Source organism: Paenibacillus oceani (genome assembly GCF_014705615.1).
Taxonomy (GTDB): Bacteria; Bacillota; Bacilli; order Paenibacillales; family NBRC-103111; genus Paenibacillus_AB; species Paenibacillus_AB oceani.
In genome coordinates this window covers 1-12,125 of sequence record NZ_JACXJA010000002.1, presented here as the reverse complement: position 1 = coordinate 12,125, position 12,125 = coordinate 1, and the positions used below count along the sequence as shown (strand labels likewise).

Here is a 12,125-nt window from a genome sequence, read left to right as displayed (position 1 = left end):
CAGACGCATGGACCGTTAGGTGATTTTCCGGACGATCTATCTTCTTTATAAAGCAACAGACATCACATGTGATTCGAAATCTGCATCCGTTGCGGCACATGAATTTCGATTTAGCAATGATACGGTTCCTAAACCAGAAAGGAGAGCAGATCGTTGCCTGGCAGGAAGTCGTTCGCCGTTTCGCTCCGCTCCTGTACGTGGGTGGACGCGTCGTGCTCGTCGGCGACGGCGTGAAACAGGTCAAGGAAGACGGCATAAGTCGGGCGTGAAGAAGCTGCATCAGGAATCCGAAAATGTCTCCAAGGGCGAGTACATTGTCGGTCATCTGTTCGGTGCCATCGGCATTCTGGCGGGCACGCCACAAAAGTGGTTCTGCCTGCCATTGTTCATGAATCTGCAGGATGGTGTGAAAGCCATTTTCGGATGGGCAGACGACGCCGAGGAACGCCAATTCTTCCACGTCGTGCAAATGATCGATCAAGCCTTCGCCGCCGCTCGCACCTTTGGCGGAGCGCTGCTTTTGCTGGACCGGTATTTCTTGTCCATCCCCGCGCTGCAGCGGTTGACCGAAAAGAATCGAACAGCCGATGGACGCCTGCAGATCGTCACCAAAGCCAAACTCCTGTAATCGCATAGGGTTTCACGTCATTGCCAAAGTAAAGACAAGTCGCCGCCTACGTTGTGCTTCTTATTGGATAGCTTTGCAAACGCCAACGCCTCACCGCCCATCCTATGCTGATGTATGTGACTCCGGACGTTGCGCCGCAAGAAATTTCGCCTTACTTATGATACGTAGAACCGTATCATAAGTAAGGCGATTTTTTTGCCAGCTACATGCGGACGGAATTTATTTGCTAGGCCAATCGATCCCTTTTTTTCGGCCAATGCCGAAACCGCCCCCACTCTGCCGTCTTATTGTTGAGTGCGAATAAGAAAGGGATTATGTACAATTTCTCTGATGGTTTTTCCCGACTTCAAGTTAGGGTGTTTCTCCATCGCATCGGCACTAATGATGATCAGGTTATCAAATGTTTTCACTATTTCAGTGGAAGTGCAGTTCTACTCCTTTTCTAGGGTATAATACTAGTATAGAAACCTGCGTATAGACTGGTTCTTGAAGAAGGAGATCGTATGACGTTTGAACAATTGCAGTTGATTCCCCCTATTATTAAAGCAATAGCTAAGGAAAATTATTCGCAGCCCACGCCTATTCAAGAGCAGGCAATTCCCCCGGTGCTGGCAGGCCGTGACTTATTTGGCTGCGCCCAGACAGGGACCGGCAAGACAGCGGCCTTCTTGCTGCCGATCATCCAACTGCTGAGTACACAGCAGGGTCGCCCGAAAGGTAAGCGCGTTATACGCTCACTGATCCTGACGCCTACGCGTGAGTTGGCTATTCAGATTTCCGACAATGCCAAATCTTACGGATGTTTCACGAATGTGCGCTGCGGCGTGATCGTGGGTGGTGTCACGCAGAGGGCTCAGGAGCAGTTGTTGGAGCAAGGCACGGACATTCTGATTGCAACACCGGGACGGTTAATCGACCTGATGAACCAAGGGTTCGTTGACCTGCGTCACGTGCAGATTCTGGTGTTGGACGAAGCCGATCGGATGCTTGATATGGGATTCATTCATGATATGAAGCGAATCATTGCCAAGCTACCCTCCAAGCGGCAGACGTTATTCTTCTCTGCGACTATGCCGTCTGAGATCACATCTTTGGTTAACACTTTGCTGAAGAATCCGGTGAAAATTGAGATTACTCCTGTTTCCTCAACGGCGGAGCGGATTAAGCAGCTCCTCTATTATGTGGACAAGCCGAATAAACTGTCGTTGTTGATCGATCTGCTACAGGATAAGTCGATCGCGAGCGCTATCGTGTTCACCCGTACGAAGCACGGTGCGGACCGGATAGTGCGAGGCTTGACGAAAGTGAAGATTACTGCGCAAGCGATTCATGGCGACAAGTCCCAGAATGCCCGGCAAGAGGCGCTGAATAACTTCAAAAGCGGTGCGACACGCTTGCTGGTGGCGACAGACATTGCGGCACGAGGCATCGACATTGAGGAACTATCGCACGTTATTAACTTTAATTTGCCAAATATAGCGGAGACTTACGTACATCGGATCGGCCGTACTGGGCGTGCGGGCTTAAGTGGGATCGCGATTTCGTTCTGCGAGAACGAGGAGATTCCTTATCTGAAGGAAATCGAGAAGTTGACGAAGCAGAGAATCCCAGTTATTACCGATCATCCTTACCCAATGACAATTACGAAGCCGGAACCGGCGGCTGTCGCGGTGGACCGAGTCAAAGTCAACAGTGCGCCATCCAAGGGCGATGCTCGCGGACATAGCGGCGAGGCTGGCCGCCGCCACAGACGGCGATCCAATGCTGGAAAGTAAGCCGGTCAAAGTTTTTAGAGCATTTAAGCATCGCATCAACATTTATTCACCACAGAGAAGGCACCTAATCGGGTGCCTTTCTATTGTAGTATTAGAACAAATCTCTTTTGCAAGGTGTGGTTAAAATGGTATGGAAGCCGAAAAAATGTAAGATACTTGGAGGCTTTTAAAAATCTCATCGAGAACGGTCTTTCGCTACCGATGGAGCGCAGGGGAATTCAGGAATCAGAGGGGATACAAATGGATTGAGTTTGGTTGTAAACGGTGTTACGCTAACAACGGCAAACTTGAAACTTATGTTGCAAACATCTAATGATAATACTTACTATTTCAGTTATAAAGAAAGGGTAATACGATGATAAAAGTTGAACGCTTATCCTTCTCGTTTCCGCAAAAAGAACTATATAACAACATTTCATTTACGTTAGAAGAAGATCAACATTGCGCTTTTATTGGAACAAGCGGCAGTGGGAAAAGTACATTGATTGATATACTGATGGACCCGGAAAGATATCTTTTCGATGGCAAATTAGAAATGGACCCCGATTGCACAATTGGATATGTAAGTCAGTTCTCAGAACTAGACAACACTAAAGAAAAAACAGTGTTTGAATATATAGGAGAACGATGTATAAAGATTCAAAATGAAATTCAATCGATTTGCACGGAAATGGAAACTTCATCGGATATAGAACCGTTATTGGAAAAGTATCAATTCGCTTTAGACGCATTTGATGCAATGGGCGGGGATGATTTTGAAAGCAACATTCATAAGCAGCTAAATCTAGCAAACCTCATGAAGCGAAGAGATCATAAGGTATCCGACCTGAGCGGCGGGGAATTCAAGCTTATTCAAGTGATGAAGGAAATGCTTAATCGTCCCGACTTCATGATTATGGACGAACCGGATGTATTTTTAGACTTCGAAAACCTAAACGCGCTTAAAAAACTGATTAATTCCTACAAAGGAATGCTACTGGTTGTTACGCACAACCGATATTTATTGAATCATTGCTTTAACAAAATTATACACCTTGAGAATAAGGAGATCCAAGAGTTCGATGGGCGGTATATGGAGTATAACTTCTCCTTACTTCAGACAAAAATCGAGTTGCAAGAACTCGCATTCGCCGAACAGGAGGAGAGTGAAAGAAACGAGAAAATCATCAATAATCTAAGGACTATTGCAACTTATAATGCAGATGCCTCTAGAGGTAGAGCGTTAAAAGCTAGAGTTAGTTTCCAAGAGAGGTTGGAAGCGCGTAGAATTAAAGCGCCCTTCGTTGAGATTAAGCAACCGAATATCCGTTTCGGTATGGATAATGAAATGGAAGACGCTATTGTTGTAAAGGTCCATGATTATAGTGTTGCTTTTGACGAGCTGCTTTTAGACAAGGTTAACTTTGAGATCAAAACGACGGATAAAGTGGCCATTATCGGTCCAAACGGTACCGGAAAAACGACTTTACTTCGAGAAATCTTTAGCAATAATCATGATTCAATTGAAATAAATGCCGACGCTAAAGTGGCTTATTTATCTCAGCTTCAAGGTGAAATGTTAAATGATTCTAATACAATATTAGAAGAATTCATTGATGCGGGATTTAACACGTATGATGAGGTCAGATTGTATCTTTCAAACTATGGTTTTGAAGGAGAAATCGTTAGTCAGAAGATAAAATCTTTATCTGGCGGAGAAAAAAACATCCTTCAATTGGCTATAGTTTCTGCCAGTAGAGCAAACGTATTGCTTCTTGATGAACCGACAAGTCATTTAGACACCTATACACAAATTGCGTTGGAAAAAGCCATTGAAGACTATAAAGGTGCGATTCTCATGATTTCCCATGATTTCTATTCCGTTGTAAACGGTATGGATTATGTTTTAATCATTGAGGATAAGACGATCAGAAAAATGAGTATGCGAAAATTTAGACAGATGGTTTATGCTAGTCATTTTGATAAAGACTATTTAGAAATGGAACAAAAGAAAAAGGCAGTTGAAATGAAAATACAATTGGCTTTAAAAGATACTGATTTTGAACTTGCAAAAGGATTTGTTGATGAGCTAGAAAAGCTGATTAAATTACTTTAGATTACAACCTTCTAAAGAGACACTGAGGAATAGAACCTCAGTGTCTTTTGGTTACGGGGGAGGAAGTATCTGCGAGGCCAGGGTGGTATAATTACTTCAGAGTGTTGGAGCGAGAAAGGTGATAGCCATGAGCGTAATACGGTTGGAGAACGTCACGAAGAAGTATGAAGAGTCCATGATCTTTCGCGACATTTATTTTCGAGTTATGCAAGGGGAACGTATTGGCCTCATCGGACGGAACGGCGCCGGCAAGTCGACGGTATTTAAGCTCATCATGGGCAAGGAAGAGCCGACGTCCGGTAAAGTGGAAATAGATCCTCAGGTGAGAATCGGGTATTTCTCTCAGTTCTCGGAGCTCAGCGGAAGCTTGTCCGTTCAACAAGAACTGGAAGCATGCTTTAAGCAGGTTGCCCTTATTGAACAAGAGTTACAGGAAGTCGGAGATAAGCTTGGTGCGGTGACCGACGATAGTGAGATGAATGCGCTGCTAGCAAGGCAAGCGGAGTTATTCGAACAGATGGATCATCTCGATGGCTGGAACGTGTCCGTCGAGATCAATACGGTGCTTACGAAGCTAGGGTTCAATGACAGATCTCGCCATCAGCCCATCGATGAGTTGTCCGGGGGATGGCGTAACCGCGCGGCGCTCGCGAAGATGCTAATCGAGCTGCCCGACGTCGTTCTGCTCGACGAGCCTACGAATTACTTGGATATGGAAGGGATCGCATGGCTGGAACAGTGGTTGTACCGATTCAAGGGAGCCCTGATTCTGGTGTCGCATGACCGGCAATTCATCGACAAGGTCGTCACGCGCACGATCGAGATCGAGAACTATCATTTCCAGGAATACGAAGGCAACTACACCGATTACGTCCGTAAGAAGAAGATGCGCAAGAAGGAGCTGGACCGCCAGTTCGAGTGGGAGGAAGAGCTGCTGCTCATGGAATCCGAGGCGATCGACGATCGCGCGAGCCGGAAGTCCGGTTCGAAAGACCGTCTCTCGCGGAAGCTGGCGGATAACAAGAAGCGGGTAGAGCCTCATCCCGTTAACGTGCTGATTACCGACATCTACGAGAGGTTGCGCTTTCCCGACAAGCTATGCGAAGTGAAGGCGATCGGGCAGACCTACGAGGGCAGACAGATCTTCGAGAACGTAAGCTTCGATATTCAGAAGGAAGATCGCTTGGTCATCGTGGGACCGAACGGAAGCGGGAAGTCCACGCTCATTAAGGCGCTTACCGGGCAGGAGAAGCCGGATTCCGGGGAGGTTGTCTGGGAGAAGGGAGTCAGCTACGCCTACTTCAACCGGATGTGGGAGGAACTCGATCCTAAGGATACCGTCAGCCACGCGGTGAATACGTATGGATTGGGGCTGGACGCTCCACGCAAAAAGGTGAACAAATTCCTGGCTATGCTGCAATTCTCGGAGGCGGATCTGAGCAAGGCGATCGGCCATCTGTCCGGCGGGCAGAAAGCCCGGGTGGCGCTGGCGAAGTGTCTTCTCTCGGGCGCAGCTGTGATTATCTTGGACGAGCCGACCAACCATCTGGATCTCACGAGCATACAGGTTATGGAGCAAGCTCTGATCCATTTTCCCGGCGCGGTCATAACGGTAAGCCATGATCGATTCTTCATTGATAAGATCGGGACCAAAATGCTGATCTTCGATCCGGTAACGGGAGTGACCGAACAGAGCTTGTAAGAGAGAAGCCCCGCCATAATAGCCACAACGGAGTTTAACGGGAATAACGGCTTTTTTGTCTTGGAGCTTCGATGTTAGACGGTAGCAAGCAGTAATGCGAGATGCAACGATAAGGAGCCAGGACATTTACCTTAGGGGAATGCCTGGCTCTTTAATGTGTTGGGTTCAGCTGTAATCGCTGAGACTTAGAATCTTTCATAGTTCTTTCATAGGTCAATGTTATGATATGGGGTGGAAAATCATGGAGTGGATGTACGTAGGGGAAAACTACAAATTTATTTGCGACTAGGGGGTAGCACAATGAACGTTATGCAAAAGCGATTTATGATGGCTTTTCTTATGTTTGTGTTATTGGTTGGTTCTTACCCAGGGTTGATTGTAACTGGGGGGACTGTTTACGCGGCAAGCGGCTTTGCAGGAGGAAACGGCACAACAGGCAACCCTTTTCAGATCGAATCGGCAGATCAACTAAATCATGTGAGGGATTATTTGGGTAGTCACTTTATTTTGAATAAGGATATTGATATGAGTACGTTCGATGCAGATCATCCATGGGAGCCGATTGGCAATCAGACAACGCCATTCACAGGGAGTTTAGATGGCCGAAATTTTAAAATTACCAATTTGGTCATCAATGCCCCTTCTTCTGGTCAGCCTGTGGGACTATTCAGTGTTGTAGGAGGGACAAACAGTTTTATACAAAATCTCACCATAAATGCAGTTGGAGTAAGGGGCCTTGATTATGTAGGGATATTGGCTGGTAGGAATAGCACGACCATTCATAACGTTGGGGTTACAGGGAGCGTGTACGGTCAAAATTTTGTAGGCGGCCTGACGGGGGCAAGTAAAGATTCAAATATATCGAACAGTTATGCGACCGGCATTGTAATTGGTACAAATGATGTGGGCGGCTTAAGCGGACGAATGGATAATGGGGTTGTATCCTACAGTTATGCTGCGGTTGATGTTAGCAGCCCGGTTGATGTTGGTGGGTTTATCGGTAAACAAGAGAATACGAATATCTCTTACAGCTATGCAACTGGTAACGTAGCAGGCTGTGAAGATGTCGGCGGTTTCGTAGGAGATAATGGCGGCAACTCGCTCATTTCCAACAGTTTTGCAACTGGAACGGTGACCGGCTCATGTGAATCTGGATTTCAAAGCGACTCGGTTGGGGGACTAATAGGGGATAATAGCGATGGAGATATTGAAAATAGTTATGCGATTGGGCGAGTAACAGGGGATTATCTCGTAGGCGGCTTAGTTGGTATTAGCGGTAGTGGATCTGTGAACAGCAGCTTCTATAATAGGGATACGACAGGGCAGTCAGGTGGTAGCGGGCAAGGTCTAACTTCTGATGAAATGAAGGACATGCTGAACTACCCGTGGGACTTTGATACGGTTTGGGATATGCAAGCTCCACACCATGATGGATACCCTTATATAAGGGCAATTCAAGCCTTTGTAACTTATGTCGGGAACGGTACGGATGGGGGTAGTGAACAGTTAAGCAGCCAGTCCTACTTGCCTGGATCGTTAGTGGAAGTTCAGGACAAAAGCCACGATTGGACGAGAGCGGGCTATCGATTTAATGGATGGAATACAGCGGCAGATGGCAGCGGGGATGCTTATAGTGCTCATGATACGATCGTATTGAGCAGTAATATTCTTTTATATGCAGATTGGAAGCAGCCGGCTGTACCTGCGCTTATGACACCAATGAACGGTGAATACACGAATAACCGCTCACCGGTGATCCGTGGTTCGGCGGATGAAGGCGTAACGGTGGTCATTAATCTGGATGGAAGCAAAGCGGCAACGGTAACGGTAGCGGATGATGGGGGCTGGTCATGGACGCCGCCTGGCGGACTTGCAGATGGCTTGCATACAGTAAGTGCTGGTGTAATCGATTCAACCGGGAATCCAGTCCGCTTATCGGTGGAGCATGCGTTCACGGTGGATACGGTGCCTCCTGTCATCACGCTGTCGGGAGATGCGTCGGTCACCCTCACAGCAGGAACATCCTTCGTTGATCCTGGTGTGACCTCAACAGATGCGGAAGAAGACATTCGGGTCACAATCACGGGCAGCGTAGACCATCAGGTTCCAGGCACTTATACCTTGCAATATGATGCGACAGATCGTGCGGGAAATGCTGCGGTGCCGGTAACGCGTACGGTACAGGTCATTGCGCGGAGTTCGGGCGGAGGCGGAGATAGTCATCAGCCTTCAGACAACGCGAATCTCGCAAAGCTTACCGTGAAGGCTGAGGAAGACGAACTGGCATTAACGCCAGAGTTCGCGGCGGGCACAACCCATTATGAAGTGAAAACGACGGCGGACGAGGTAACGATCGAAGCGATTCCATCCGATGCGAAAGCTACTGTAACCTTAAATCAGGCCAATCACGTTGGAGAAATAACAGTTGCGCTTGATGAGGGAGACAATGAGCTTGAATTCAAGGTTAGAGCGGAGAGCGGCGTCCTCAAGACATACAACCTGACAATTCATCGTTTGACAAAGCCCGTGGAACCAGAAGCAGAAATTCCCGCCTGTACATTTCGGGATATTAAGGGTCATTGGGCAGAGAGTTCCATTTGTGAAGCCTTCGAGATAGGGATTGTCGAAGGCCAGTCCGAGACGACGTTCCAACCTCAAGCGAATATTACCCGAGTCGAATTTGTGGCCATGCTGTTACGTACATTAGGCATCAATTCAGGGCCCGCCGGGAGCGAGCTCCCCTTCACCGATCAGGATCAAATTCCTGCTTGGGCGACCGGTGTGATTGGCACGGCAGTAGAGAACGGCGTATTGCAGGGTTATTCGGACCGTACACTTCGCCCGATGCACAGGGTAAGCCGATCAGAGATGGTTGTCATGATGGCAAGGGCAATGAAGTGGGAGATCGCGCAGGGAGGAACCTCCTTTGCAGATGATGCGGATATTCCGGATTGGGCTAGAGGATACGTTCATGGCGCTGTTCAGAGAAATCTTGTGAACGGGCGTGAAGGTAGTCGGTTCAGCCCAATGGATACAGCCACAAGGGCGGAAGCGACTACGTTGCTATTGCGTTTGTGGCATACGCAGGCGGAAATGAAATAAGGAGTCAATGAAGGAACTGTTCCAAAAGTCATGAATATGACCCAGGGACGGTTCTTTTATTTTATGATCTATGCCTATACACAACGCCTCTACTCCTCTCGCCAGATCGCCAAAGTGTCGCCGATGAAGGTAGAAAACGATGAGCTCATAGGCTGAGTTCTCCTGTTCTGTATTCACACGTGCATAGATGGCAACTTTCGTTTTATTTGTAGTCATGGTTGAAAAATGTCCCTTAAACTATTGCCCCCGGATGTATGATATAGTAAAATTAAACTAAATGGTTAGTCTAATTTTTAAGGGGGTTGGAGATATGAAAAAAGTTGTTATTGTGGGAGCCGGTTTAGGTGGCTTAGTAACAGCTGCTTTATTGGCGAAGAGAGGGAACCGGGTCGTTATTATGGAGCGTTCGCCGATTCAGGGTGGAAGGAGCCATGTGATTTCTAAAAATGGTTTTACAATGAGCTACGGTGCCCATGCAGTCCTTGCGCCTAAACAGGAGCCGATGCGTTCCATTATTCGCGAGCTTGAGCTGCCGATGGTGTATAAGAAGGCGAGCCTATCCAAATTCAAACTATTTAAGGATGGTAAGGTGATCTCCACCCCGCTCGGCTTCGGGGCGCTTACATCTCCTGCGGTTTCGGGTTTTTTCAATCATATACTGTGTTTGAAGCAATTCTATCAAATGGTGAAGCAAGCCCCAGACTTCTCACATGCAATGTCCGTAGGACAATGGATTCGAGAAAACGTCAGCAACCCAGATATCGCTAAGGTTCTTACCGCATATGCAGCGTTGTCCGTCTACGACGGTGCTCTCGATTTGTATTCCATGAACCATTTCGTCGAACTTACATCGAGAGGATATGAGAAGAATGAGCCTGTAAGCTATATGGGATATGACATACTCCTGAATGAATTGCAAAAAGTGATAACGAATCATGGGGGCAGCATTCTTTGCGGCAAACAAGTCTCGGATGTTATCATTGAAGCAGGCAAGGTTAAAGGCGTAGTATGTGAGGGTGAACAGTACGAATTCGATGAAGTGGTGTTGAATGCTCCGCCGAAAGAGTTAGGCAAGCTTCTAGGTAATCCTTACCTTGCAGACGAGTTCGGCGGTTATTTAAATCAACCGGCACAGTATGTGTTTGTCTATGATCTTATGCTTTCCAAAAAGATGCGCGGCGATGTCAGCAATTTGTTGGATTTGGATGGAAGTCTATACTTGAACGACTACAGCATAAATAATCCTTCTTCTGTTTCTACAGGCGGACAGTTGATCAACGGTCTGAAATTTTTGAGCGAACAGGAGCAATTGGACGATAGCCATGCTCAGGGTTCTCAAAGTGCAGTTGAAAATTTGCTCCATAAAGTATACCCGGGATGGGAAAAATATGTGGTAGGCAAACGGATCATTCACAGAGCGATGGTGAACGGAATAGCCAGGAGAACGAATGCAAAACTGCTGCCGCTGCAAAGCCGGTCGGTACAGGGGTTGTACTTGGTTGGAGATTCGACTGAAGGGTGCGGAGCGCTGGGTATGCCCTGCTATGATAGTGCGAAGAAAGTTGCAGATATGTTATCGTAAACCTAAAAAATCAGGATTATTGAGCTTTAGATGGAGGAATCGATTATGAGTCATGGGAGAGAGAAAATACTGCAAACCTCTTTACAGGAATTTGCAGAGAAAGGTTACGATGGATCCAGGATCGATTACATTGCCAAAAGCGCTGGTGTCAATAAGGCATTAATTTATTACCATTTCAAAAGCAAGGAAGAGTTATATACGGCGGTTATTAACGATTTATTCGAAAAAGCGGCGTCCGTCTCAATCACGCCTACAGGCACATCCGTACGCGATAATTTGCTTCAAATCATGGAGCATTTTATGCATTTTCTTCATGAGAATCCGTTTTTCGTAAAAATCATGGACCAGTGTGTCAAGCATAGTCGAGACATTTTTAATAATCTGCATCACCAGAACATCTTTTTCGAGCGGGTGATGAGTATGTATTTATTAGGCGTTCAGAACGGCGAATGCAGGAAGGTCGATCATCCTGAAGATTTCATCGTAAGTTTGCTAGGAGCCGTTTACTTTTATTTCTCTCATCATAAGGCGATACGAAAGTTTTACGGGGATATCTCCGAAGAAGAGGTTATCTCCATTCGGAAAAGAACGATGAAAGATATGGTCTCGAGGTTATTGTTTTCATGATGCAGCCGATAAGGTGACGAATATCCGCCAAAACGGTAACTATAGGGAATCAATCAGGGATGGAAGAGTAACGAACCGGTTTTGTGACCCTGCTCGACATGGCGGAATGCCTTGGATAGCTCATCATGGGATAAACAATCTTGGCATGGTTTTGGACATATGTAGTTACCTTCGAACCAACGGCGGTGACGATGCCTGGAAGGGCATTGATACATAGTTTTCGCAAACTCGTGACTTCAGTCATGAGTTAGAAAACATCGGATAGGGCGTGGCTTATGCCCGCGTAAACTATCCGATACATGTTTAGGTGACTATTACAACAATCCCTAAAAAACAAAACGGTGCGCCAAAGTTTAAGAGTAAAAAGAATCCTGTACAGTCTTATCAGACAAACTACACGAATGGAAATATTGAAATTGTAGACAATCAGATCAAGTTGCCTAAACTTGGACTTGTGAAATTGGCTAAAAGCCGTGAAGTTGAAGGGAGAATCCTGAACGCTACGATTACCCGCAAGCCAAGCGGGAAATACTTTGTATCCGTGCTTGCAGAAGCGAGCATCCATGAGTTGCCCAAAACAGGCAAAGAAGTTGGCATCGATGTTGGCTTGAAAA

The 12,125-nt window shown here is 46.7% G+C and carries 8 protein-coding genes and 1 pseudogene; all 9 read left to right on the top strand.

Translation table 11 applies throughout. The annotated features are described in order from the left end of the window. The first annotated feature begins 116 nt into the window (after positions 1-116). A complete protein-coding gene (locus IDH45_RS01560) occupies positions 117-269 on the top strand; it encodes a hypothetical protein (protein ID WP_190924023.1) in 153 nt (50 codons plus the stop codon). After that, complete coding sequence (locus tag IDH45_RS01555) at positions 266-628, top strand: hypothetical protein (protein ID WP_190924021.1); 363 nt, start codon at positions 266-268, stop codon at positions 626-628. The genes IDH45_RS01560 and IDH45_RS01555 overlap by 4 nt, the downstream gene beginning before the upstream one ends. Positions 629-1,131: 503 nt before the next feature. Further along, positions 1,132-2,403 (top strand): DEAD/DEAH box helicase, encoded by a 1,272-nt coding sequence (locus IDH45_RS01550; protein WP_190924019.1) that lies wholly within the window; start codon positions 1,132-1,134, stop codon positions 2,401-2,403. Between the two features lie 355 nt (positions 2,404-2,758). Further along, positions 2,759-4,498 (top strand): ABC-F family ATP-binding cassette domain-containing protein, encoded by a 1,740-nt coding sequence (locus IDH45_RS01545; protein ID WP_190924017.1) that lies wholly within the window; start codon positions 2,759-2,761, stop codon positions 4,496-4,498. A gap of 127 nt (positions 4,499-4,625) precedes the next feature. Next, positions 4,626-6,200, top strand: a complete 1,575-nt coding sequence (locus tag IDH45_RS01540) for an ABC-F family ATP-binding cassette domain-containing protein (RefSeq protein WP_190924015.1) — start codon at positions 4,626-4,628, stop codon at positions 6,198-6,200. A 300-nt stretch (positions 6,201-6,500) separates the two neighbouring features. Next, complete coding sequence (locus IDH45_RS01535; protein WP_190924013.1) at positions 6,501-9,302, top strand: S-layer homology domain-containing protein; 2,802 nt, start codon at positions 6,501-6,503, stop codon at positions 9,300-9,302. Between the two features lie 310 nt (positions 9,303-9,612). After that, positions 9,613-10,884: a phytoene desaturase family protein gene (locus IDH45_RS01530; RefSeq protein WP_190924011.1), complete on the top strand. Its 1,272-nt coding sequence runs from the start codon at positions 9,613-9,615 to the stop codon at positions 10,882-10,884. A 45-nt stretch (positions 10,885-10,929) separates the two neighbouring features. Then, the gene (locus IDH45_RS01525; RefSeq protein ID WP_190924009.1) at positions 10,930-11,511 is read left to right on the top strand and encodes a TetR/AcrR family transcriptional regulator; all 582 of its coding nucleotides are present in this window, start codon (positions 10,930-10,932) and stop codon (positions 11,509-11,511) included. A gap of 307 nt (positions 11,512-11,818) precedes the next feature. Continuing rightward, positions 11,819-12,125: pseudogene (locus tag IDH45_RS01520) on the top strand (IS200/IS605 family element RNA-guided endonuclease TnpB); the annotation flags it as partial.